Annotated in this window: 21 protein-coding genes; 12 read left to right on the top strand and 9 right to left on the bottom strand. The window is 64.1% G+C overall.

Translation table 11 applies throughout. From position 1 onward, the window contains the following. Positions 1–10 precede the first annotated feature (10 nt). From FJ471_RS19050 to FJ471_RS19060, 3 genes are all read right to left on the bottom strand, one after another. Entirely contained in the window at positions 11–1,567 is a 1,557-nt protein-coding gene (locus FJ471_RS19050; RefSeq protein ID WP_140805731.1) for an NADH-quinone oxidoreductase subunit NuoF, read from the bottom strand. Further along, a complete protein-coding gene (locus tag FJ471_RS19055; RefSeq protein WP_140805733.1) occupies positions 1,564–2,043 on the bottom strand; it encodes a formate dehydrogenase subunit gamma in 480 nt (159 codons plus the stop codon). The genes FJ471_RS19050 and FJ471_RS19055 overlap by 4 nt, the downstream gene beginning before the upstream one ends. 194 nt (positions 2,044–2,237) lie before the next feature. Continuing rightward, positions 2,238–3,137, bottom strand: a complete 900-nt coding sequence (locus FJ471_RS19060; protein ID WP_140805735.1) for a LysR family transcriptional regulator — start codon at positions 3,135–3,137, stop codon at positions 2,238–2,240. 161 nt (positions 3,138–3,298) lie between these two features. Between FJ471_RS19060 and FJ471_RS19065 the strand changes: the two genes are divergently transcribed. Together FJ471_RS19065 and FJ471_RS19070 are read left to right on the top strand one after the other, a co-directional pair. Next, positions 3,299–3,940: a DUF47 domain-containing protein gene (locus tag FJ471_RS19065; protein WP_140805737.1), complete on the top strand. Its 642-nt coding sequence runs from the start codon at positions 3,299–3,301 to the stop codon at positions 3,938–3,940. A gap of 3 nt (positions 3,941–3,943) precedes the next feature. Next, on the top strand, positions 3,944–4,948 hold the full coding sequence (locus FJ471_RS19070) for an inorganic phosphate transporter (RefSeq protein ID WP_140805739.1): 1,005 nt from the start codon (positions 3,944–3,946) through the stop codon (positions 4,946–4,948). A 27-nt stretch (positions 4,949–4,975) separates the two neighbouring features. Here the strand turns inward: FJ471_RS19070 and FJ471_RS19075 are convergent, their stop codons facing one another. After that, complete coding sequence (locus tag FJ471_RS19075) at positions 4,976–5,353, bottom strand: VOC family protein (protein WP_140805741.1); 378 nt, start codon at positions 5,351–5,353, stop codon at positions 4,976–4,978. Between the two features lie 208 nt (positions 5,354–5,561). On the opposite strand from FJ471_RS19075, the gene FJ471_RS19080 reads away from it, so the two are divergent. Next, positions 5,562–6,746 (top strand): Mrp/NBP35 family ATP-binding protein, encoded by a 1,185-nt coding sequence (locus FJ471_RS19080; protein WP_140805743.1) that lies wholly within the window; start codon positions 5,562–5,564, stop codon positions 6,744–6,746. A 116-nt stretch (positions 6,747–6,862) separates the two neighbouring features. Here the strand turns inward: FJ471_RS19080 and FJ471_RS19085 are convergent, their stop codons facing one another. Next, positions 6,863–7,312 carry a carbon monoxide dehydrogenase subunit G gene (locus tag FJ471_RS19085; RefSeq protein ID WP_140805745.1) on the bottom strand — a complete coding sequence of 150 codons (450 nt, stop codon included), beginning with the start codon at positions 7,310–7,312 and terminating at the stop codon, positions 6,863–6,865. A 151-nt stretch (positions 7,313–7,463) separates the two neighbouring features. On the opposite strand from FJ471_RS19085, the gene FJ471_RS19090 reads away from it, so the two are divergent. Both FJ471_RS19090 and FJ471_RS19095 read left to right on the top strand, forming a co-directional pair. Continuing rightward, positions 7,464–9,269 (top strand): IlvD/Edd family dehydratase, encoded by a 1,806-nt coding sequence (locus FJ471_RS19090; RefSeq protein WP_140805747.1) that lies wholly within the window; start codon positions 7,464–7,466, stop codon positions 9,267–9,269. 130 nt (positions 9,270–9,399) lie between these two features. Continuing rightward, a complete protein-coding gene (locus FJ471_RS19095) occupies positions 9,400–9,798 on the top strand; it encodes a hypothetical protein (RefSeq protein WP_140805749.1) in 399 nt (132 codons plus the stop codon). Between the two features lie 246 nt (positions 9,799–10,044). Here the strand turns inward: FJ471_RS19095 and FJ471_RS19100 are convergent, their stop codons facing one another. Both FJ471_RS19100 and FJ471_RS19105 read right to left on the bottom strand, forming a co-directional pair. After that, on the bottom strand, positions 10,045–11,634 hold the full coding sequence (locus tag FJ471_RS19100) for a trimethylamine methyltransferase family protein (RefSeq protein ID WP_140805751.1): 1,590 nt from the start codon (positions 11,632–11,634) through the stop codon (positions 10,045–10,047). 223 nt (positions 11,635–11,857) lie between these two features. Further along, entirely contained in the window at positions 11,858–13,351 is a 1,494-nt protein-coding gene (locus FJ471_RS19105; RefSeq protein WP_140805753.1) for a PLP-dependent aminotransferase family protein, read from the bottom strand. 410 nt (positions 13,352–13,761) lie between these two features. Between FJ471_RS19105 and pgi the strand changes: the two genes are divergently transcribed. Both pgi and FJ471_RS19115 read left to right on the top strand, forming a co-directional pair. Further along, the gene (gene pgi / locus FJ471_RS19110) at positions 13,762–15,405 is read left to right on the top strand and encodes a glucose-6-phosphate isomerase (protein WP_140805755.1); all 1,644 of its coding nucleotides are present in this window, start codon (positions 13,762–13,764) and stop codon (positions 15,403–15,405) included. Positions 15,406–15,410: 5 nt separating this feature from the next. Then, entirely contained in the window at positions 15,411–16,136 is a 726-nt protein-coding gene (locus FJ471_RS19115) for an HAD family hydrolase (protein ID WP_140805757.1), read from the top strand. On the opposite strand, the gene FJ471_RS19120 is transcribed toward FJ471_RS19115, so the two are convergent. Together FJ471_RS19120 and FJ471_RS19125 are read right to left on the bottom strand one after the other, a co-directional pair. Then, a complete protein-coding gene (locus FJ471_RS19120) occupies positions 16,133–16,768 on the bottom strand; it encodes a 50S ribosomal protein L11 methyltransferase (RefSeq protein ID WP_140805786.1) in 636 nt (211 codons plus the stop codon). The two genes, FJ471_RS19115 and FJ471_RS19120, sit on opposite strands and share 4 nt — an antisense overlap. Positions 16,769–16,839: 71 nt before the next feature. Continuing rightward, entirely contained in the window at positions 16,840–18,783 is a 1,944-nt protein-coding gene (locus FJ471_RS19125; protein ID WP_140805759.1) for a long-chain fatty acid--CoA ligase, read from the bottom strand. Between the two features lie 459 nt (positions 18,784–19,242). Here FJ471_RS19125 and FJ471_RS19130 point away from each other — a divergent pair, with 459 nt between their 5' ends. From FJ471_RS19130 to FJ471_RS19150, 5 genes are read left to right on the top strand one after another with little or no spacing between them, the layout of a single operon-like run. Continuing rightward, entirely contained in the window at positions 19,243–20,841 is a 1,599-nt protein-coding gene (locus tag FJ471_RS19130) for an ABC transporter substrate-binding protein (protein ID WP_140805761.1), read from the top strand. A gap of 51 nt (positions 20,842–20,892) precedes the next feature. After that, positions 20,893–21,900, top strand: a complete 1,008-nt coding sequence (locus tag FJ471_RS19135) for an ABC transporter permease subunit (RefSeq protein ID WP_140805763.1) — start codon at positions 20,893–20,895, stop codon at positions 21,898–21,900. Then, on the top strand, positions 21,901–22,809 hold the full coding sequence (locus FJ471_RS19140) for an ABC transporter permease subunit (protein WP_140805765.1): 909 nt from the start codon (positions 21,901–21,903) through the stop codon (positions 22,807–22,809). Continuing rightward, positions 22,809–23,660, top strand: coding sequence for an ABC transporter ATP-binding protein (locus FJ471_RS19145; protein WP_140805767.1), 852 nt, complete (start codon positions 22,809–22,811; stop codon positions 23,658–23,660). The genes FJ471_RS19140 and FJ471_RS19145 overlap by 1 nt, the downstream gene beginning before the upstream one ends. After that, complete coding sequence (locus FJ471_RS19150; RefSeq protein ID WP_140805769.1) at positions 23,657–24,484, top strand: dipeptide ABC transporter ATP-binding protein; 828 nt, start codon at positions 23,657–23,659, stop codon at positions 24,482–24,484. Before FJ471_RS19145 ends, FJ471_RS19150 begins: the two co-directional genes overlap by 4 nt. Positions 24,485–24,513 lie beyond the last annotated feature (29 nt).

The raw sequence follows: 24,513 nt of genomic DNA on the forward strand, positions 1-24,513 counted from the left end.
CTGCCAGCTCCTATTCAGCCGCCACGCGCGCCGGCGCGGGCTTGAAATCCTCGGGGAAATGCGTGATCGAGCTCATCACCGGGTAGGGCGTGAAGCCACCCAGCGCGCAGAGCGATCCGAACTTCATCGTGTTGCAGAGGTCGGTGACCAGAGCGAGGTTCTTTTCCGCCTCGATGCCCGCGGCGACCTTGTCCAGAACCTCCACGCCACGCGTCGAGCCGATGCGGCACGGCGTGCACTTGCCGCAGCTTTCGATGGCGCAGAACTCCATGGCGAAGCGCGCCTGCTTCAGCATGTCGGCGCTGTCATCGAACACGGTGATGCCGGCATGGCCGATCAGTCCATCGCGCTTGGCGAATTCTTCATAGTCGAAGGGTGTATCGAACAAAGCGCGCGGGAAATAGGCGCCGAGTGGCCCGCCGACCTGCACCGCCTTGACCGGACGCCCTGAAGCCGTGCCGCCGCCGATATCGTCGACGATCTCGCCGAGCGTCAGGCCGAAGGCCGTCTCGAACAGGCCGCCATTCTTGACGTTGCCGGCGATCTGGATCGGGATCGTGCCGCGCGAGCGGCCCATGCCGAAATCCTTGTAGTAGGCGGCGCCCTTGTCCATGATGATCGGCACCGAGGCCAGGCTGATTACATTGTTGATCACCGTCGGCTTGCCGAACAGGCCCTGGATCGCCGGCAGCGGCGGCTTGGCGCGCACCACGCCGCGCTTGCCTTCGAGGCTGTTCAGGAGCGAGGTTTCCTCGCCGCAGACATAGGCGCCGGCGCCGACGCGGATTTCCATGTCGAAGGCGTTGGGCGAGCCCAGCACGTTGACGCCGAGCACGCCCGCCTTGCGGGCGATCGCGACGGCCTTGTTCATTGTCGCTACCGCATGCGGATATTCCGAGCGGACATAGACGAAGCCCTTGGTCGCGCCGGTGGCGATGCCGGCGATCGCCATGCCTTCGATCAGCACGAAGGGGTCGCCTTCCATGATCATGCGGTCGGCGAAAGTGGCGCTGTCGCCTTCGTCGGCATTGCAGACGATGTATTTCTGCGCGCCCGCCGTATCCAGCACCGTCTTCCACTTGATGCCGGTCGGGAAGCCGGCGCCGCCACGGCCGCGCAGGCCGGACTCGGTAACCTGCTTGACGACATCGGCCGGCGCCATGGCGACGGCGTTCTGCAGGCCACGCAGACCGCCCAGCGACTTGTAGGCATCGAGCGACAGCGGGTCGTTGATGCCGCAACGGGCGAAGGTCAACCGCGTCTGCTTGGCGAAGAAGGGGATCTTGTCAGGCGCGCCGAGCCAGCGCTTGTGATGACCGCCGGTGAGGAAGCCGCTGTCGAACAGGCTCTTGACGTCGGACGGCTTGACCGGCCCGTAGGCGACGCGGCCCTCGGACGTCGCCACCTCGACCATCGGCTCGAGGAAATAGGCGCCGCGCGAGCCGTTGCGCACGATCTTGGCCTCGACGCCGCGCTCCCTGAGTTCCTTCTCGATCGCTTTGGCGACCTTTTCGGCGCCGAGCGCCAGCGCGCCGGAATCTGCCGGGATATAGATGCGCGGGATCATGAACGCACCTCCGCGACGATCTCTTCGATCTTCTCGTCATCGAGCCGGCCGATAACTTCGCCGTCGAGCATCGCCGACGGCGAGCAGGCGCAAAGCCCGAGGCAGTAGACCGGCTCCAGTGTAACCGATCCGTCGCCCGTGGTCTCGTGGAAATCGATGCCGAGCAACTGCTTGACCTTGGCCGCGATGGCGTCCGAGCCCATGGACTGGCAGGCCTCCGCCTGGCAGAGCTTCAGCACGTGCCGTCCGGCAGGCTTGGCGCGGAAATCATGATAGAAGCTGACGACGCCGTGCACTTCGGCCCGCGACAGGTTCAGCCCGTCGGCGATCACCGGCAGCGCGTCCTTCGGAACGTGCCCGAACTCTTCCTGTATGCTGTGCAGGATCGGCAGCAGCGGGCCTTCGAGGCCCTTCATCTCGTCAATGATCGCCGCCGTGCGCGACGCGATCTCGGTACTTGCGGCCTGCATGGTCACGCAGCGCCCTCCCTGGGTCGTGGCATCCAACCATATATGTCGCCCAAACTCTTAGCGATTTTGGGGCAACGACATGCATGGACGCAATATCGCTAAGTCCTTACGAAATCAGAGGAAACCTCCGAAATCAATAAAGCGCTTCCGTCGCTTGATAGAAATTTTCTATCGAAATCAGGTCGCTCGCATTGTCTAGCCTAGCGGTGGGCGCGGAAATCGTCCGCCAGCGCCATCGCCTCGTCCAGCAGCGCCTGCACCAGCGGCGTGTGCGGCTCGCGCGGCGCCGCCACCAGCCCGACCGTGTGGCTGGCATCCGGGTCGACGATCGGAATAGCCCGGATCGGCTCCGAAAAGCCGAATGTTTCCGCAAGGTTGAGCGGCATGATCGACGACCATTTGCCTGTACGGATATGCGAGAACAGCACGATCATCGAATTCGATTCCAGCGTCGGGCGCACCTGCACCCCGGCTTCCGCCAGGTGCTGGTCGATGATGCGGCGGTTCTGCATATCCGGCGTCAGCAGACAGAGCGGCAACTGGCTGATCTCGGACCACGTCACTTTGTCGCGGTCGGAAAAAGGGTTCCCGACCGCGGTGATCAGCTGGTAGCGCTCGTCATAGAGCGGCACGCTGGTCACCCGCCCGAGCGGCTCGTTGTCGAGATAGGTGATGCCGGCATCGACGTCGAAATTGCCGAGCAGCGACAGCACCTCGATCGAGGTGCGCGACAGCACGGAAAATGTGACGCCGGGATGCTTTTCGCGGAACGGTGTCGTCAGCCGCGCCACCATGGCCAGCGCCGTCGGGATCGCCGCGATGCGGATGCGCCCGGACAGGCCGTGGCGCGCCGCCCGCATCTCCTCGCGCATCGTGCGCGTATCGCCGACGATGCGGCGCGCCCAGCCCAGCACCTGCTTGCCTTCCGGCGTCAGGCCCTGGAAGCGCGAGCCGCGCAGCACCAGCATGACGCCGAGCTGCTCCTCGAGCTGCTTGATGCCGGCCGACAAGGTCGGCTGGGTGACGCCGCACACCTCCGCGGCCCGGCCGAAATGCTCCTCCTTGGCCAAGGCGATGAAGAATTCCAGCTTGTCGATCATGCCATTCGATCCGCAACGTTCGGCCCAAGGTCGGGGAAATCGCGTTGCTTCGCAAGACGCACGCATAATCGGGCCTCGTCCACATTTTTTGAGCCGGCTATCTGTTTTCCCGCGCGGCGCATGGCGCTATGTGGGATAGGCGCAAGCCAAGGAGGGACGACATGCTGGGCTGGTTTCGCAAGCTGTTGCCGCGCGAGGATCGCTTCTTCGATCTGTTCGAGCGGCATTCGCGCACCGTGGTCGGCGGCGCCGAGGCCCTCGAGCAGCTTCTCAGCGGCAAGGACATCGACCGCTGGTGCCAGAAGATCGTCGATCTCGAAAACGAGGCCGATGGCATCACGGCCGAGGTTCTGCTTGCCGTCAGGCGCTCCTTCATAACCCCCTTCGACCGCGGCGACATCAAGGATCTGATCCAGTCGATGGATGACGCCATCGACATGATGCACAAGACCGTCAAGACGGTGAAATTGTTCGAGGTGAGGGAGTTCGACCCGCTGATGCGGGAAATGGGCGGCGTCATCGTCCAGGCTGCCCGGCTGGTCGCGGAGGCCATCCCGCTGCTTGGCAAGGTCGGCGCCAACGCCGCGCGCCTCAACGCCATCGCCGAGGAGGTCATGCGCGTCGAGGGCCGCGCCGACGACCTGCACGAGCAGGGCCTGAAGGACCTGTTCAGGCGTCATGGCCGCGGCGACGCCATGGCGTATCTGATCGGCTCGGAGATTTATGGCCAGCTGGAGAAAGTGGTCGACCGCTTCGAGGATGTCGCCAACGAGATCAGCGGCATCGTCATCGAGAACGTTTAGGCGATGGAAGCCACGATCGCTTTTCCCCTGCTGATCGGCCTCGTCGCCGTGGCGCTGTTCTTCGATTTCCTCAACGGCCTGCACGATGCTGCCAACTCGATCGCGACCATCGTCTCCACCCGGGTGCTCAGGCCGCGTTACGCGGTGTTCTGGGCGGCTTTCTTCAATTTCATCGCCTTCATGTTCTTCGGCCTGCATGTCGCCGAGACCGTCGGCAAGGGCATTGTCGATGTCAGCATCGTCACGCCGGCGGTGATTTTCTCAGCGCTCGTCGGGGCCATCGTCTGGAACATCGTCACCTGGGTCGCCGGCATTCCGTCGAGCAGCTCGCACGCGCTCATCGGTGGGCTGGTCGGCGCCGGCGTCGCCAAGGCTGGAACCGGCGCCATCGTCTGGTCCGGGCTCGGCAAGACGATCGCGGCCATCGTGCTCTCGCCCGCGACGGGATTCGTGCTGGCGCTCGTCCTGGTTCTCATCGTTTCCTGGCTGTTCGTGCGCCAGACGCCGTTCGCGGTCGACAGCACCTTTCGCGTGCTGCAGTTCTTTTCCGCCTCGCTCTATTCCCTGGGACATGGCGGCAACGACGCGCAGAAGACCATGGGAATCATCGCCGTGCTGCTCTTTTCGCAAGGCGCGCTCGGCCCGACTTTCTATGTGCCGCTGTGGGTGGTCCTCACCTGCCAGTCGGCGCTGGCGCTGGGCACGCTGTTCGGCGGCTGGCGCATCGTGCACACGATGGGATCGAAGATCACGCGGCTGAACCCCATGCAGGGTTTTTGCGCCGAGACCGGCGGCGCCATGACGCTGTTCGCCGCCACCTGGCTCGGTGTCCCGGTCTCGACGACCCACACCATCACCGGCGCCATCATCGGCGTCGGCGCCGCCCGCCGCGTCTCCGCCGTGCGCTGGGGCATCGCCGGCAACATCGTCGTCGCCTGGGTGATCACCTTGCCGGCGACGGCGGCGATCTCGGCGTTGACCTATCTCGCTACGAGGCTGGCCGCGTAAGCGGCCGTGCTCAGCCTCGCGGCGAGGCTACCTGTCCACCAGGTTCAGGATGTTGCCGTCGGGATCCCTGAACCAGGCGACCTTCATGCCTTGGCCGACATGGATGTCGCCCTCGAGCGTCAGCCCGGGCATGTCGTAGTGCTCGAAGCTGACGCCTTTCGCCCGCAGCGACTTGACGATCGGCTCGATCTGGTCGCCGACCGTCCACGTCACCGCCGTCGCCTTGTTGGTGCCGGCAAATTGCGAATGATAGACGTTGATGACAGTCTCGCCGCTCTTATAGACGATCAGCTCGCCGCCCATGTCGTGCACTTGTTTGAGGCCGAGCGTTCCTTCGTAGAAGGCCTTGGCCTTGTCCAGGTCCTTCACCGCGAGATTGGCTGTCGCATTGCTGTTTTGGAGCATGACGATCTCCTTCACAGATTGTCGTGATGGCAGTGGAGATAGCGCGGGCGGGTCGTTTGGCCATGGGCTTGGGCTCGAAGCGCGATCCCGGTTGGCAAATCCGACACCGTCCGTCGCTTTCCGGGGCACGCCGGGCGAGCTGTTGCGCCACGGCTTGGTTCTGCCGGGAAACTGCACTATCTGGAACGCCAAACCCCGAGGAAAGATCATGACTGTTACCAAGGAATCCGTCGTCGAGCGTCTGAAGACGGTCAATGGGCCGGACTTCACCGGCAACATCGTCGACCTCGGCATGGTCTCGGAGATTTTTATCGCCGATTCCAAGGTCTTCTTCTCGATCACCGTTCCCGCTGCCCGTGCCCAGGAGCTGGAGCCGCTGCGCGCCGCCGCCGAGCGCGCGGTGAAAACCATCCCCGGCGTCGCCAGCGCCGTCGTCGCGCTGACGGCGGAGAAGAAGGGCGGCGGCATGGAGGCGCCGGTTCCGGCGCGCCAATCTTCGCAGGCAGCACCGTCACCGCCTGCTCCGCCGGCAGCACCGCAGCGTCCCGCGCCGCAGGCGCCCGCATCGCAGAGCCATGGCAAGCGCGGCGTGCCCGGCATCGACGCCATCATCGCGGTCGCCTCCGGCAAGGGCGGTGTCGGCAAGTCGACCACGGCGGTCAACCTGGCGCTCGGCCTTGCCGCCAACGGGCTGAAGGTCGGCGTGCTCGACGCCGACATCTACGGCCCGTCGATGCCCAGGCTGCTCAACATCCACGGCCGGCCGCAGACCGTCGACGGCAAGATCCTGAAGCCGATGCAGAATTACGGCCTCAAGGTGATGTCGATGGGCTTCCTCGTCGACGAGGAGACGCCGATGATCTGGCGCGGCCCGATGGTGATGTCGGCGCTGACGCAGATGCTGCGCGAGGTCGAATGGGGTCCGCTCGACGTGCTGGTGGTCGACATGCCGCCCGGCACCGGCGACGCTCAGCTCACCATGGCCCAGCAGGTGCCGCTCGCCGGCGCCGTCATCGTCTCGACGCCGCAGGATCTGGCGCTGATCGACGCCCGCAAGGGTCTCAACATGTTCAAGAAGGTCGATGTGCCGCTGCTCGGCATCGTCGAGAATATGAGCTACTTCCTCGCTCCGGACACCGGCAAGCGCTACGACATTTTCGGCCATGGCGGCGCGCGCCGCGAGGCCGAGCGCCTCGGGGTCACCTTCCTCGGCGAGGTGCCGCTTGAAATGGGCATCCGCGAAAGCTCGGATGCCGGCGCGCCGGTCGTCGCCTCCAAGCCCGAGGGCGCCGAGGCGAAAATCTATCGCGACATCGCATTAAAGGTCTGGGATCGGGTCCAGGAAGAGCGCGGCGCGGCCGAAGCCGCGGTGCCGAGCATCGTGTTCGAGTAATTCGCCGGACCGGCGCTAGAGCAATTCCAGGAAAAGTGTGAGCGGTTTTCCATCCGGAATTGCTTAAAAACAAAGGGATAGAGCGGTTCGCCGTTTCCGTGAAACGGTGAAACGCTCTAGGCGCCGACCTTCTCGCCGAACGTCGAGAAGAACTGCCCTGCCAATTTCTTCGATGTCGACTCGATCAGCCGGCTGCCGAGTTGCGCGATCTTGCCGCCGACCTCGGCCTTGGCTGCGTATTTGAGCACTGTCGAGTCCGGCCCGTCGGCGGTCAGCGTGACGTCGGCGCCGCCCTTGGCGAAGCCGGCGATGCCGCCCTTGCCTTCGCCCTGGATGGTATAGGAATGCGGCGGCTTGAGGTTCTTCAGCGTGACTTCGCCGTTGAAGGTCGCCTTGATCGGCCCGATCTTGAGCACCACGGTTGCCGCCATCTCGGTGGCCGAATTCTTCTCCAGGCTCTGGCAGCCGGGAATGGCCTCCTTCAGGACCGCAGGGTCGTTGAGGGCTTCCCACACCTTCTCGATGGGTGCGGCGATCCGCTCCTCGCCTTCGATCACCAAAGCCATCAAGACCTCCCCGGATTGCTGATGCCGATTGGTCGTAGCGCGCGGGCCGGGACAAGTCTATCGCACCAAAGTCCGGGTTCTGGCAGCGCCTGCCTCTTGCCTGCATGAGCGCATTGTCCTATCGATTTGTCATACAAATACGGAGACCACCATGGCAGGCGCCCCCACCAAGAAGAAGACATTTCGCTCGCAGGAGTGGTTCGACAATCCCGACAATCCGGGCATGACGGCGCTCTATCTCGAGCGCTACCTCAATTACGGCCTGACGCGCGCCGAGCTGATGTCGGGCAAGCCGCTGATCGGCATCGCGCAGACCGGTTCCGACCTTTCGCCCTGCAACCGGCATCACATCGAGCTCGCCAAGCGCGTGCGCGAAGGCATCGTCTCGATGGGCGGCATCCCGTTCGAGTTTCCGTGCCATCCGATCCAGGAGACCGGCAAGCGCCCCACCGCCGCGCTCGACCGCAACCTTGCCTATCTTAGCCTCGTCGAGGTGCTCTACGGCTATCCGCTCGACGGCGTCGTGCTGACGATCGGTTGCGACAAGACCACGCCGGCGCTGCTGATGGCGGCGGCCACCGTCAACATTCCGGCCATCGCGCTGTCGGTCGGCCCGATGCTCAATGGCTGGCACAAGGGCAAGCGCACCGGCTCCGGCACCATCGTCTGGGAATCGCGCCAGCGCCTGTCTGCCGGCGAGATCGACTATGACGAGTTCATGGACATCGTCGCCTCCTCGGCGCCGTCGACCGGCTACTGCAACACCATGGGCACCGCCACCACGATGAATTCGCTGGCCGAGGCGCTCGGCATGGAGTTGCCGGGCTCGGCCGCCATTCCCGCGCCGTATCGCGAGCGCGGCCAGATCGCCTACGAGACGGGCAAGCGCATCGTCGACATGGTGCATGAGGACCTGAAGCCGTCCGATATCATGACGCGACAGGCCTTCGAGAATGCCATCGTCGTCAACTCGGCTATCGGCGGTTCGACTAACGCGCCGATCCACCTCAACGCGATCGCCCGCCATCTCGGCGTGCCGCTCGACAATGACGACTGGCAGAAGATCGGCCTCAACGTGCCGCTGCTCGTCAACCTGCAGCCGATCGGCGAGTATCTCGGCGAGGACTATCACCATGCCGGCGGCGTGCCGGCGGTGGTGGCCGAACTGATGAAGGGCGGCCTGTTGCCGCATCCCGATGCGATCACCGCCAACGGCAAGACCATGGGCGACAATTGCAAGGATGCCGTCACCGAGGATCACGATGTCATCCGCAGCGCCGCCAAACCGCTCAAGGCCAATGCCGGCTTCATCAACCTCAAGGGCAATCTGTTCGATTCCGCCATCATGAAGACCAGCGGCATCTCGACGGAATTCCGCGAGCGCTACCTTTCCAACCCGAACGATCCGGAAGCCTTCGAGGGCAACGCCATGGTCTTCGACGGGCCGGAAGATTACCACGCCCGCATCGACGATCCGGCGCAGGGCATCGACGAGCACACCATCCTGTTCATGCGCGGCGCCGGTCCGGTCGGCTATCCGGGCGGCGCCGAAGTGGTCAACATGCAGCCGCCGGCCTACCTCATCAAGAAGGGCATCCATTCGCTGGCCTGCATCGGCGACGGCCGCCAGTCCGGCACGTCAGGCTCGCCGTCCATCCTCAACGCCTCGCCGGAAGCCGCCATCGGCGGCGGCCTTGCGCTGCTCAAGACCGGCGACCGCGTCCGCATCGACCTCAAGAAGGGCACGGCCAATATCCTCGTCAGCGACGAGGAGATCGCCAAACGGCGCGCCGCGCTGCAGGGCAATGGCGGCTATCACTATCCCAAGCACCAGACGCCCTGGCAGGAGATTCAGCGCGGTATGGTCGACCAGTTCTCGGCCGGCATGGTGCTGAAGCCGGCGGTAAAATACCAGGACGTCGCGCATACCAGCGGCGTGCCGCGCGACAATCACTGAGTTCATATTCGGCTAAATCAAAGGGGCGGCTTGCGAATAGCGGGTCGCCCTTTTTCATGCCCTTGTTTCAGCTTCATGGGACCCACAGATAAGCTCGACCTCGGCGGCCTTGCGAAGGGAGAAGATTATCGTGGCGAAACGGCGTTCTTCCCTCGGCTTCCTCGGCATGTTCGGCCGCTCCGGCGATTTGCGCCAGCTCGACGAGGCACTGCGCGCGGCCGACCTGCATCCCGCCCTGGTGCCCGAAGGCGTCAAACTCACCATTGTCAATCTGATGAACGACCACTGGCCCAACGAGCCACCGGCGCCCGCCTATCACTCCGTGGCGCAGCTTTGCGGCTACTGCGTCGCCGGACCGGATGTGTTCGAGCAGGCCAACGGCCGGGAGCCGACCTTGGAGGTCGAGCGCCGCATCGAGGCGGCGCTGGAAGCCGGCGACAGTTTCGACGCGCAGATCGTGCTGATGACGCTGCACGCCAAGCTGATCAACGCCGAGGTCGTCGAACGCTACGGGCTGACCGCGGAGTGACTTGGTGGGACGCGTTGAGATTCGGTCAGGCCGAGTCGAAAATGATGGTTTCCGAGAACCGGAGCGGAGCGTACTTTCGTACGTGAGCACCGGAAGCGCAGGAGCCGCCATTTGCAGGCCGGCCTCACCGAAATATCAGCGCGCCCTAGAGCAATTCCAGGAAAAGTGTGAGCGGTTTTCCGTCCGGAATTGCGTAAAAACAAAGGGATAGAGCGGTTCGCCGTTTTCGTGAAACGGTGAAACGCTCTAGCCGCCCATGCCGCTGCGCGGCAACTTGATCATCTCGCCGAAGCGGGCGCGCAACTTGTCGTCGAGCAGGCGCGAGACATGGCGCGGGAAGCGCTCGGCAAGCACGCGCTTCTTCTCGGCGATCGCCCGCGACAGGATGTCGGGCCGGCCCTTTTCGTTCCATTCCTTGGGCGAGAAACGGTCGCCGACGGCGGGGTAGAAATATTCCGTCTGCATCAGCTTCAGCGTCTGATCGTTGCCGAGATAGTGCCCGGGACCCTTCATGCAGACATCGGCGATGGTGTCGATCGACAGCGCCTCGTCGGTCACCTCGATGCCGCGCACGCAGCGCAGGCAGTGACCGAGCATATCGTTGTCGATAATCAGGCTTTCGAGGCAGAAACCGAGCAGCGAGGCATGCATGCCGGCTGACTCATAGACGAGATTGAGGCCGGCAAGACCGGCCATCACGTCGGTGATGCCCTTTTCATAGCCGGACTGGATGTCGGGCAGTTTCGAATCCGTCATGCCGGCGGCCGAGCCGCCCGGCAGGTCGTAGTACTGCGCCATCTGCGCGCAGGCCGCGGTCAGCACTGCCTGCTCGGCGGAGCCGCCGGACATGGCGCCGGTCCTGAGGTCGGAGACGAACGGCCAGGTGCCGAAGATCGCCGGATGCCCGGGCTTGATGGCATTGACATAGACCAGGCCCATCAGCACTTCCGCCACCGCCTGCACGACGGCGCCGGCAATCGCCGCCGGTGCGGTGGCGCCGGCCTGGCCGGCCGACAGAAGCAGGATCGGAATGCCGCCTTCCACGCAGGCTTCCAGCACGCCGCAGGCGTCCTCGGCGAACTTCATCGGCGGCACCACGAAGCAGTTCGAGTTCGACACGAACGGCCGCGCCCGGAAATTCTCCTCGCCGCCGGCGATCGCATAGAGCATTTCCAGCGCCGGCTTGACGTTCTCGCGCACGGTGAACGAGGTACCGACATGCTTGGATGTCCCCGTCACGCAGGCATAGAGCGTGTTGAAGTCCATATCGAGCGGGTCGGGAATGTCGCGCGGCACCATGGTGCGCTGGAAGAAATGGATGTTGTCCAGCCCGTCGACGAGACGGGCGGCGTCGTAAAGATCCTGCAGCAGCGATTCGCGGTATTCGCGCTTCTCGACATCGACCAGATGCACCGCCGCGCCCGCCGTGCCGTAGTGCACGCGCTTGCCCTGGATCAGCATGTCGTGCTTCGGATCCTGGCCGTAGAGGGTGAAGTTGCGCGCAGCCTTCTTGATGGTGTCCAGCACCAAGGCGCGCGGCAGCCGGATGCGGCCGTCGTCGCCATAGGTGCCGCCAACGCGGACCAGCGCTTCGATGCAGGACGGGATGGCATTGGCGAAGCCGACTGTCTCCAGCAGCGTCAGCACCGCTTCGTGGATGCGTTCCCGGTCGTTCTGGCTCAATGGCCCGTAGCTGCCGCCTTCGAGGCCGGCCCGCACCGGACGGATGTCGTCGGCCAACGGCGCCGCCCGCATCGCGCGGCGCGCTTCGCGCCCGCCGGAACGCCGCGAACGCTGGTCCGACGACGATTCCTGCTTCTCGAGAGCCACTGACATGGAAGCACTCCACCTTTTGTCTTTATCTGCGAGACGGTCCGCGGCGGTTGGTCCACCATCGGCCTGCCTCGTCCCCTTCTGGCCCCGACTATGCCGCCGGCATTGGTACAGCCTATGGGCCAACCAATCCCGTCGAATATGCCAGAATGCTAAACCGGTAAGCCTGAGCCCAAACAAAAAAGAGCCGGCGCTGTGCCGGCTCTTTTTGGAAGTTCTGTGGCGATCAGGCGGCCGCGGGCCTGCGTCCGGCGGCGGTGGCGAGTTCGCGGATGCCCGGCTCGATATGCTGCAGCGAGATCGAGGAGATGCCCAAGCGCATGAAACGAGAGGGCTTTTCGCTGCGGTCGAAGAACCGGTCGCCGGGTTCGATGATGACGCTGCGCGACGCGGCGGCTTCCGCAAGGCCGCGTGAATCGGTGCCGCGCGGCCCTTCCAGCCAGAGCGATGTGCCTCCCGCCGAGTCGGTGGAGCGCCACTCCGGCAGGAAAGCGGAAATCGCATGGACCAGACGCTTGCGCCGCTCGTCGAAGGCGGTGGAAAGCCTCCGCACCAATGCCTCGTGATGGCCCAGCGACAGGAACAGCGCCACGGCGCGCTGGTTGTTCGCCGGCGGGTGCCTGAGCATGAAGCGGCGCAGCGCGCGAAGCTCGGCGATCAGCCCGGCCGAGGCGACGATGTAGCCAAGCCTGAGACCCGGAGCCAGCGTCTTCGACATCGAGCCGACATAGATGACGCGGCCCGAGCGATCGAGGCTCTTCAACGCCTGCTGGGGCGCCTCGTCGAGCAGCTGGCTGTCATAGCCGTCCTCGATGATGATCTGGTTGTTGCGGTTGGCGCGCGCCAGGAGGTCCTGCCGCCGCTCGGCCGACAGCGGCACCATGGTCGGGCAGTGGTGGCTCGGCGTGACGAAGACGAAGCCGGAATCGCTGGGGATCGACGAAGTCACGATGCCGGACTGGTCGACCGGGACTGGCTGGATATCGGCGCCGGCCAGCCGGAAGATCGAGCGGGCGTCGGGATAGCCTGGATCTTCCATCGCCACTTTCGAGCCCTTGGTCATCAAGAGCGAGGCAAGCATATAGAGCGCGTTCTGCGCGCCCAGCGTCACGATGATCTCGTCCGGATTGGCGAAGATGCCGCGCCGCGGCAGGAGCCTGGCCTGGATCTGCTCGATCAGCAGCGGATCGTCGCGGTCGACCATGTCGGATGCCCAGTTGCGGATCTCCAGCACCGCCAGCGCCATGCGGTTGCATTCGCGCCATTCGGCGGTCGGAAACAGCGCCGGATCGAACTGGCCGTAGACGAACGGGTAAGAGGACTTGATCCAGTTGTCATGCTTGGCCGGCGGCGGCATGTCGCTTGCGGCGATCTGCCGGCGCGCCTTCCAGTCGATCTCGTTCTGCTGGTCGGGCGCCTTCTGGTGCGGCTTGGCGGGGGTGGCCAGCACGTCAGGGTTGACGAAATGGCCGCGCCGCTCGCGCGCCACCAGGAAGCCCTGGTCGACCAGCTGCTGGAAGGCGAGCACCACCGTGCCGCGGGCAACCCCAAGTTTTTCCGCGAGAATTCGGCACGACGGCAGCGGCATCGAGGCGGCGATCTGTCGGTCTAGAATGGCCGCGACGATCGCCTGGCGGATCTGCGCCTGGAGGGTTTGGCCGGATTCAGCCGAAATCCGGAACAGGCCGGACCATATGGCCGTGTCATTGCGCTGTGGCATGGGAAATCTTCCTCGGATGGCCAGCTGTTTTCACTTGGCTGGACCAGTGGAGTGTATGGGTGGCATAAGGGGTTGCGCCAATCAATTTTTCTGATCGCTGGGATTTATGCCAGTGATCTATCAAGGCGCGATGCGGAGCATCGTCGCCCCGCGTTTAGGCGCGATGCGCAGCATCCAAGCGCGACGCGCAGCGTGGTCGAGGCACCCACCCAAGGCGCGATGCGCAGCAATCGTCGCCCCGAGCGCGCAGCCCCTTCACCGTCCAAAACCACCTCTCATCAAAGCGTGATGCAGTGCGGCAATGCCACGCTTGAACGAAATGGAAATCGGCTCGATAGAATGACGCGCCGACACGCGCCGGAAACATCCGGCCTGTTAAAATGGTCTAAAAACCCGCCAGGAGCCCGCCAGTGGACCAGTCATCCTTCGACAAGCAACTTGCCGCCTTGCGCGATCAGCGCGCGGCGGCCAAGGGCTCGATGCGCGAGGCCTTCGCCGCCGATCCCAAGCGCTTCGAGGCATTTTCCGCCACTGATGGCGACCTTCTGCTCGACTGGTCGAAATGCGCCGTCGACGCAAACACGATGACGATGCTGGAAAAGCTCGCGGGTGCGGCCGATCTCGAGGGACGCCGCGCCGCCATGTTCGAAGGCAAGAAGATCAACATCACCGAGAACCGCGCGGTGCTGCACACGGCGCTGCGCAACCTGACGGGAAAAAGCGTCATCGTCGACGGCCAGGACACCAAGGCCGACGTGATTGCCGTGCTAGACGCCATGGGCGCTTTCGCCGACGCCATCCGCTCCGGCAAGGCGGCCGGCGCCACCGGCAAGAAGATCACGGACATCGTCAACATCGGCATCGGCGGTTCGGATCTCGGCCCGGCGATGGTGACGCTGGCGCTTGCGCCCTACCATGACGGGCCGCGTGCGCATTATGTCTCCAATGTCGACGGCGCCCATATCCACGACACGCTGAAGGGCCTGTCTCCCGAAACGACTTTGTTCATCATCGCCTCCAAGACCTTCACCACGGTCGAGACGATGACCAATGCACAGACGGCGCGCGATTGGGTTCAGAAGGCGCTCGGCAAGGAAGCGGTCGGCAAGCATTTCGCCGCCGTCTCGACCGCGCTCGACCTTGTGGCGAAGTTCGGCATCGAGCAGGACCGCGTCTTCGGCTTCTGGGACTGGGTCGGCGGCCGCTATTCGGTCTGGAGCGCCATCGGCCTGCCGGTGATGATTTCCGTCGGTCCGCGCAACTTTCGCGCCTTCCTCGACGGCGCGCATGAGATGGACGAGCATTTCCGCACCGCGCCGATGCAAAAGAACCTGCCGGTGTTGCTGGGATTGATCGGCTGGTGGCACCGGGTCGTGTGCAAATATCCGGCCCGTGCCGTCATCCCTTACGACCAGCGCCTGTCGCGCCTGCCGGCCTATCTGCAGCAGCTCGACATGGAATCGAACGGCAAGAGCGTCACGCTGGGCGGCACCGCGGTTGCCACGCCGACCGGCCCGCTGGTCTGGGGCGAGCCCGGCACCAACGGCCAGCATGCCTTCTTCCAACTCCTGCACCAGGGCACCGACTTCATCCCGGTCGAGTTCCTCGCCGCCGCCGTCGGTCACGAGCCCGAACTGAAGCACCAGCACGATCTCTTGCTCGCCAACTGCCTGGCGCAGTCGGAAGCCTTCATGAAGGGGCGCACGCTGGACGAGGCGCGCGCGCAGATGCTGGCCAAGGGCATGAAGCCGGCCGATGTCGACAAGATCGCGCCGCACCGGGTCTTCTCGGGCAACCGCCCTTCGCTGACCATTCTCTACCGCAAGCTCGACCCGCGCACGTTGGGCCGGCTTATCGCGCTTTATGAACATCGCGTCTTCGTCGAGGGCACGCTGTTCAACATCAATTCCTTCGACCAATGGGGTGTCGAACTCGGCAAGGAATTGGCGACGGGCCTGCTGCCTGTCGTTGAGGGCAAGGAGACTGCCGCAAAACGCGACGCCTCGACTGCCGGACTGGTGGCTCATATCCACCAATTGCGTGGCGCGGAGTAAAGGGATTGGCGGATATCAAGGGAATATTGTTCGACAAGGACGGCACCCTTGTCGACTTCAACACAACCTGGCTCGGCGTCGCCGACTTCATGGCGATGGATGCCGCCGAGGGCGACCGCTGGAAAGCGGATCGGCTGCTCGCCGCTGCCGGCTTCGACTTCGTCACGAAACGCTTCAAGCCCGATTCGATCTTCGCCTCCGGCTCGAACATGGACGTCGTCGAGCTCTGGTTCCCGCGTCTGTCCGAGCAGGATCAGATGCACGCCGTTTCCCGCTTCAACGAGATCACCTCGGTACAAGGCTCGGCCATGGCGGTCGCGCTACCGGGCGTCATCGACTCGCTGCGGACCTTGCACAAACGATCCTACCGCATGGGCGTCGCCACCAACGATTCGACCAGCGGCGCCGAAAGGACGCTCGCCACGCTGGGCATCGCGCAGCTCTTCGATGCCGCCTTCGGCTATGACGCCGTCGCCAATTCCAAGCCGGCGCCCGACACGGTTGTCGCTTTCTGCGACCTGACCGGGTTGAAGCCGGGCGAGATCGCCATGGTCGGCGACAACCGCCATGATCTCGAAATGGCGCGCGCCGGTGGTTGCGGCCTGGCGGTGGGCGTGCTCTCCGGCACTGGCACGCGAGACTCGCTGGCGCCGATGGCGGACGTCGTTCTGGAGTCGGTCGCCGACCTGCCGGATTTCCTTGCCGCGCGGGTGAACGTGCCGGCAGGCTAAGCAGATTTGGCAACAAAAGCGAACACGGCGCTTGGCTTCGGCACGCTGCCGCCGTTTCCGCCGACATCCGGCACCTGGTATTCGCCGAGCAGGCAGAGCCGCGGTCTCGGCAGCCAGGCGCGGCCGGGATCGCCGACCAGCACATCGATGTCGGCAGCGAGGCATCGGTCGAAGAAGGGCAGCATCCGCTGCCCCACGTCCTGCGCGTAGAAGACATCGCCCGCGAGCACCAGGTCGACCGCCGGCGGCGGGCCGGCGGTGACGTCCTCGTCGCATATCTGGATGGTGACGCCATTGGCTTCCGCGTTGAGGCGGAGCGCCACGACGCCGTTGCGGTCTATCTCCGCCGCGATCACCGCGCGCGCCCCGGCTTTTGCCGCCGCGATGCCGACCAGCCCGGAGCCGGCGCCGAGGTCGAGCACCCGCTTGCCGGCAACGATTGATGGACGGTCCAGCACATAGCGCGCCAGCACCGCACCGCCGGCCCAGGCATAGGCCCAGTAGGGCGGCTGCGGCTCGGGCCGACTTTCGTCGCTGTCGTCGCCCGGTTCGAGCAGCCGCCGCAGGCCGCTGCCGGGATGCGCCAGATGGAGCCTGATCTCCGGCACCGACGGCACCGGCGCCAGGTGCATGCTCGCCTTGATGAATTCCGCCGGATCGAGCCGCTTGCCTGGTTCCGGTGTCTTGCCGGCGGAATAATCGCTCAAGCCTGGTCCCGCAGCGCGCGCCGCAGGATCTTGCCGACAGGCGTCTTCGGCAGCTCGGTGCGGAACTCGATGAATTTCGGCCGCTTGTAGCCGGTCAGGTTCTCGCGGCAATAGGCCATCAATGTCTCGACGGTGAGCGCCGGGTCCTTCTTGACCACAAACAGCTTTGGCACTTCGCCGGAATGCTCGTCCGGCACGCCGATCGCAGCCACTTCCAGCACGCCGGGGTGATGCGCCACCACCTCTTCCAGTTCGTTCGGATAGACGTTGAAGCCGGAGACCAGGATCATGTCCTTCTTGCGGTCGACGATCTTGGTGTAGCCGCGCTCGTCCATGAAGCCCATGTCGCCGGATTTGAAGAAGCCGTCCTCGGTCATCACCTTGGCGGTCTCGTCGGGCCGGTTCCAGTAGCCGGCCATCACCTGCGGACCGCGGATGCAGATCTCGCCGACTTCGCCGAGCGGCACATTGTTGCCGTCGTCGTCGCGGATGGCGATTTCGGTCGAAGGCAGCGGCAGGCCGATCGTGCCGGTGAAGTCGGTCGAGCTGAACTTGTTGGCGGTCGCCACCGGCGAGGTTTCGGAGAGCCCGTAGCCTTCGCTCACCGGACAGCCGGTCAGCGCCTTCCAGCGTTCGGCGACGCCCTTCTGCACCGCCATGCCGCCGCCCAGCGTCAGGATCAGCGGCTTGAAGTCCAGCTTGCGGAACTCCTCATTGTTGAGCAGCGCGTTGAACAGCGTGTTGAGGCCGGGAAAGATGTGCATCGGGTATTTCGCCAGTTCCTTGACGAAGCCCGGAATGTCGCGCGGGTTGGGGATCAGCACGTTCTGCGCGCCCTGCTGCATGCCCATCAGCGCGTTCACCGTCAGCGCGAAGATGTGATAGAGCGGCAGCGCGCAGATGAAGTTGAGATGCGCCGGCTTCGGCTTCACCGTGTAGGCGTCCTCCACCCACAGCGAATTCTGCGCGACGTTCGAAAGCACGTTGCGATGCAGCAACACAGCGCCCTTCGAGACGCCGGTGGTGCCGCCCGTATATTGCAGGAAGGCGATGTCGTCGCCGGAGACCGTGGGCGGCTTGAAGGCGATCGTCGCGCCGGTCTTGAGCACGGCGTTGAATTTGACATGGCCGGGCAGCGACCATGCCGGAACCATCTTCTTCACCCGCCGCACGACGAGGTTGACGATGGCGCCCTTGAGGCCGCCCAGCATGTCGCCCATGGCGGCGACGATGACATGCTTGACCGGCGTCCTGGCGATCACCGCCTGCAGCGTGCCGGCGAAGTTCTCGAGGATGACGATCGCCTGCGCGCCGGAATCCTTCAACTGGTGCTCCAGTTCGCGCGGCGTGTAGAGCGGATTGACGTTCACCACCGTATAGCCGGCGCGCAGGACTGCCATCATCGCCACCGGATATTGCAGCACGTTCGGCATCATCAGCGCCACGCGCGCGCCCTTCTCCAGGCCTCTTGCCTGCAGGTAGGCGCCGAACGCGGCCGACAGCCGCTCGAGTTCCGCATAGCTGATCGACTTGCCCATGCACACGAAGGCCGGCTGCCCGCCGAATTGCTTGCAGGCGCCGACCAGGAACTCGCCGATGGACTTGTAGGGCAGGGCGCCGATCTCGGCCGGCATATTCTTGGGATAGCTTTTCAGCCACGGCTTTTCCGGCAGGCCGACGGTGAGCTCGGTGATCGCTTTCGGCAGGCCCTTCGAGGCGGTGGTCGGCTTGGTTGCCGGCTTGTCCACTTTCGCGGCTGCGGCCTTGGTCTTTGCCGTTGCGGGCTTGGTGGTGGTCGGCTTTGCCGCCGCCTTGGCAGACGCTGCCTTTGCGGCCGCCTTGGCCTTCGGCGTGGCTGCGGCCTTGGCAGGCTTGGTCGCATCGCTTTCGGCGGCGGCCTTGGCCTTTGCCGGGGCTGTCGTCTTGGCTGCTTTTGCCACCTGTCTCTCCCTGTCGCCTTCGATCTGGGCGCCGCCTCCGAAAGAAGCGTCCTCCATGCCGGTCCGGATCTTCCGGGAAATCCCGCCCATCGTCTATGTATTGCCTCTATCGGCGACCGTGCAAGCCTTGCCCCAGCGGCAATGCGGGGAAAGATTTGTCGTCGAAATCTTGTGGGTTCGACGGCCTCGCGCATCGTGCCTGGACGGCATGGAGACCTTGGCGGCACGCCTCGCGAGCTCGTTTCGCGGAGCGGTAGATCAATAAAAAAATGCCGTCGTTAAGAATGTCGTGAGCAGAAAAAACTACTCACTTTTTCTCCTGTTGGAGCAAAAACTAGATTCTTTTCCTGCTTCCCATGGGGTACGCAAACGAGGTGTTCCAAAGGCGAAGAAACGGTGCTTATATGCGCCCTTCGCGAGCCTGATAGAAGGGCTTGAGAGAACATCAGGGAGTGCTCAATGAAAAAGACAATGACTTTTGCAGCCGCGTTGCTGGCTGCAAGCGTCCTCAGCGGCATGGCCAGTGCTAAGACACTCGTCTATTGCTCGGAAGCGTCGCCGGCCAATTTCGATCCGGGTACGACGACCGGCGGTAACGACTTCGACGCGTCTTCGCGCACCGTCTATTCGCGACTGGTCGAATTCAAGCATGGTGGCACCGAGATCGAGCCTGGTCTTGCCGATAAGTGGGAAATTTCCGACGATGGCTTGGTCTATACTTTCCATCTGCATCCGGGCGTGAAGTTCCAGACCACCGATTATTTCAAGCCTACGCGCGACCTCAACGCCGATGACGTCGTCTTCTCCTTCGATCGCCAGTTCAACAAGGAGAATCCGTGGAACGGCGACAAGTATCTGCCAAATCTCACCTGGGACTATTACACCGGCATGGACATGCCGAAATACGTCGCCAAGTGGGAGAAGGTCGACGACCTCACCGTCAAGCTGACGCTGACCGAGCCGAACGCGCCGATGCTGGCCAATCTCGGCATGGACTTCGCCTCGATCGTGTCGAAGGAATATGCCGACCAGCTGCAGAAGGACGGCAAGATGGCCGACTTCTCGACCAAGCCGATCGGCACCGGTCCGTTCCAGTTCGTCGACTATCAGCTCGACGCGGTCATCCGCTACGCGGCCAACCCCGACTACTTCAAGGGCAAGGAAAAGATCGACGATCTCGTCTTCGCCATCACGCCTGACGCGACCGCCCGCATCCAGAAGGTGCTGGCAGGCGAATGCGACGTGGCTCCGTATCCGAATCCGGCCGACATCGCCACCATCAAGGCCAACAAGGACGTGACCCTGATGGATCAGGCCGGCCTGAACATCGGCTATATGAGCTACAACACCACCATCCCGCCACTCGACAAGCCGGAAGTGCGCCATGCGCTCAACCAGGCGATCGACCGGGAAGCGCTGATCAAGTCGCTGTTCCAGGATGCCGGCGCGACGCCGGCCGAGAACCTGATCCCGCCGACCATGTGGTCGTGGGACAAGGACGTGAAGACCGACGCCTACAATCCGGACGAGGCCAAGAAGGTGCTCGAGGCTGCCGGGCTGAAGGAAATCCAGCTCTGGGCCGCCGACCGTGTTCGCCCCTACAACCCGAACTTCCAGCGCGCGGCTGAGCTGATCCAGGCCGACTGGGCCAAGGTCGGCGTCAAGGCGAACATCGTCAACTACGAGTGGACGAAGTACCGCGAGGAAGGCAAGAAGAAGGACCGTCCCGGCGCCTTCCAGATTGGCTGGACCGGCGACAATGGCGATCCGGACAACTTCTTCGCCACTCTCTTCGCCTGCTCCGCCATCGGCGTCTCGAACTACTCCAGCTGGTGCGACAAGGACTTCGAGGACCTGATCCAGAAGGCCAAGAAGACCAGCGACCAGGCCGAGCGCACCAAACTCTACGAGCAGGCGCAGGTGATCTTCGCCAAGGAAGCTCCGGCTTTCCTGCTGGCCCACAGCCAGGTCTACGCGGTCGTTCGCAATAATGTCAGCGGCTTCAAGATGGACCCGCTCGGCATTCATCGCTTCGACGGCGTTGACAAGGCCGAATAATATTGCGAACGGGGCGGCGCTAATTCCAGCGCCGCCCCGTTTCATTTGACGATGCTCCGATATCTTCTCAACAAAATCGCCCTCCTGATCCCGACCCTGGTCGGCATCACCATCTGCGCCTTCGCATTTGTCCGGCTGCTGCCCGGCGATCCGATCTTGGCCATGGCCGGCGAGCATGGCGTCGCCCCCGCCCGCTACGAAGAGCTCAAGCAACAGTTCGGCTACAATCTGCCGATCTGGGAGCAGTACGCGCGCTATGTCGGTGAGGTCGCCACCGGCGATTTCGGCGTCTCCATTTCCTCCAAGCGCCCGGTGCTCGAGGAGTTCAAGACGCTCTTCCCGGCGACGCTGGAACTCTCCTTCTTCGCCATGGTCTTCGCCATGCTGCTCGGCATTCCGGCCGGCATTGTCGCCGCCGTCAAGCGCGGCTCCTGGTTCGATCAATCGCTGATGGGCACCGCCCTTGTCGGCTATTCCATGCCGATCTTCTGGTGGGGCCTTCTGCTCATCATCTTCTTTTCCGGCTATCTCGGCTGGACACCGGTTTCGGGCCGCATCGGCCTGCAGTTCTTCTTCAAGCCGATCACCGGCTTCATGACCATCGACACCTTGATCTACGGCAAATGGGATGCCTTCCGCTCGGCGCTCAGTCATCTCGTCCTGCCGGCGATCGTGCTCGGCACGATTCCATTGGCGGTCATCGCGCGCCAGACGCGCTCGGCTATGCTCGAGGTGCTGGGCGAGGATTACGTCCGCACCGCGCGGGCCAAGGGCCTTTCGGGAGCGAGGGTCATCGGCGTTCATGCGCTGCGCAACGCGCTGATCCCGGTCGTCACCACCATCGGCCTGCAGGTTGGCACGCTGCTCGCCGGCGCCATCCTCACCGAGACCATCTTCGCCTGGCCGGGTATCGGCAAGTGGATGGTCGATTCAATCTTCAAGCGCGACTATGTCGTCGTGCAGTCGGGCCTGCTTCTGATCGCGCTGATCGTCATGGCGGTAAACCTCATCGTCGATGTGCTTTACGCCGTCATCAACCCACGCATCAGGGCGGCATAAATGAGCCAGACCGAAATCGCCCCGATGGCCGCCGGCAACCCGGATCGTCTCACCGGCCTGAAAACCTTCTGGCACTATTTCTCGGTGAACCGCGGCGCCGTGATCGGCCTGTTCGTCTTCATCTTGCTGGTGCTGGCGGCGCTCTTTGCGCCGCTGCTCGCGCCCTACGCGCCGGACGTGCAGGACAAGACCGCGTTCCTGCGGCCTCCGGCATGGCAGGCAGGCGGCTCGACGCAATATCTGCTCGGCACCGACCCGGTCGGCCGCGACATCCTTTCGCGCCTGCTCTATGGCGCGCGCTTCTCGCTGCTGATCGGCGCGGTGGTGGTCACGCTGGCTCTTACCGGCGGCATCACGCTCGGCCTGCTCGCCGGCTATTTCCGCGGCTGGGTCGATGTCGCGATCATGCGCGTCATGGACTTGATCCTTGCCTTCCCGTCGCTACTTCTGGCGCTGGTGCTGGTCACCATCCTCGGCCCCGGCCTGTTCAACGCGATGCTGGCCATCGCGCTGGTGCTGCAGCCGCATTTCGCCCGCCTGGTGCGCGCCGCCGTCATGGCCGAGAAGAGCCGCGAATATGTCGTGGCGGCCAAGGTCGCCGGCGCCGGCCATCTCAGGCTGATGCTTGCCACCATCCTGCCCAACTGCCTGGCGCCGCTGATCGTCCAGGGTACGCTGTCCTTCTCCAACGCCATCCTGGAGGCAGCCGCACTGGGCTTCCTCGGCCTTGGCGCCCAGCCGCCGACGCCGGAATGGGGCACCATGCTCGCTTCGGCGCGCGAATTCATCCTGCGCGCCTGGTGGGTGGTGACCTTCCCGGGTCTCGCCATCCTCATCACCGTGCTTGCCATCAACCTTGTTGGCGACGGCCTGCGCGACGCGCTCGATCCCAAGCTCAGGAGGTCGTGATGGCATTGCTCGACATCCAGAACCTCGTCGTTGAATTCCAGACCGCGTCCGGCCCGTTCCGCGCCGTCGACAGCGTCTCGCTCCATGTCGACGAACGCGAGGTGCTCGCCATCGTCGGCGAATCCGGCTCCGGCAAGTCGGTGTCGATGCTGGCCGTGATGGGCTTGCTGCCATGGACGGCGACCGTCACCGCCGACCGCATGAATTTCAATGGCCGCGACCTCTTGAAGATCAGTCCGGCCGATCGCCGCAAGATCATCGGCAAGGACGTCGCCATGATCTTCCAGGAGCCGGTCGCCAGCCTCAACCCGTGCTTCACCGTCGGCTTTCAGATCGAGGAAGTGCTGCGCTTCCACATGGGCATGGACAAGGCCCAGCGTCGGGCGCGCGCCATCGAGCTTTTCAAGCAGGTCGGCATTCCCGACCCGGCCGACCGGCTGAATTCATTCCCGCACCAGATGTCAGGCGGCCAGTGCCAGCGCGTCATGATCGCGATGGCGATCGCCTGCAACCCGAAGCTTTTGATCGCCGACGAGCCGACCACCGCGCTCGACGTCACCATCCAGAAGCAGATCCTCGATCTGCTGGTCTCGCTGCAGGCCAAATACGGCATGGGCCTGATCATGATCACTCACAATATGGGCGTGGTGGCCGAAACCGCAGACCGCGTCATCGTCCAGTACAAGGGCCGCAAGATGGAAGAGGCCGACGTGCTGTCGCTCTTCGAATCGCCGAAGAGCAACTACACCCGCGCGCTGCTTTCGGCGCTGCCGGAGAACGCCGTCGGCGATCGGCTGCCGACCGTCTCCGACATGCTGTTCGAGCCGGCGCCTTCAGGAGCCGGCGCATGACCAAGGTCGTCGAAGGCAAGAACATCAAGCGCGACTACCATGTCGGCGGCGGCCTGTTCCGCGGCGAACGCACCGTGCATGCGGTCAAGGGCGTGTCCTTCAGCGTCGAGAAGGGCAAGACGCTGGCCATCGTCGGTGAATCCGGCTGCGGCAAGTCCACCCTCGCCCGCATCATCACGCTGATCGATCCCGCCACCTCCGGCGAGCTCTTCATCGACGGCAACAAGGTCGACATCGCCAAAGACGGCCTGTCGAAGGAGATGCGCCGCAAGGTGCAGATCGTGTTCCAGAACCCTTATGGCTCGCTCAACCCGCGCCAGAAGATCGGTGACGTGCTCGGCGAGCCGCTTTTGATCAACACCGACAAGTCGGCCGAGGAGCGGCGCGACCTGGCGATGAAGATGCTGAAGAAGGTCGGCCTCGGACCGGAGCACTTCAACCGCTATCCGCACATGTTCTCGGGCGGCCAGCGCCAGCGCATCGCCATCGCGCGGGCGCTGATGCTGAACCCGAGCCTGCTGGTGCTGGACGAGCCGGTCTCGGCGCTCGACCTCTCGGTGCAGGCGCAGGTGCTGAACCTGCTCGCCGACCTGCAGGACGAGTTCCAGCTGACCTACGTCTTCATCAGCCACGACCTGTCGGTGGTGCGCTACATCGCCGACGACGTGATGGTCATGTATTTCGGCGAAGCGGTCGAATACGGTCCGCGCGACGAGGTCTTCTCCGACCCCAAGCACGCCTACACCAAGACGCTGTTCGCCGCGACGCCGCGCGCGGACGTGGCGAGCATCAAGGCGAGGTTGGCCAAGAAGAAGGCGGCCTGACGCCTGCTTCGTCCTCGTAAAGGGCGCTA

The organism is Mesorhizobium sp. B2-7-1, assembly GCF_006440735.1.
Taxonomy (GTDB): Bacteria; Pseudomonadota; Alphaproteobacteria; order Rhizobiales; family Rhizobiaceae; genus Mesorhizobium.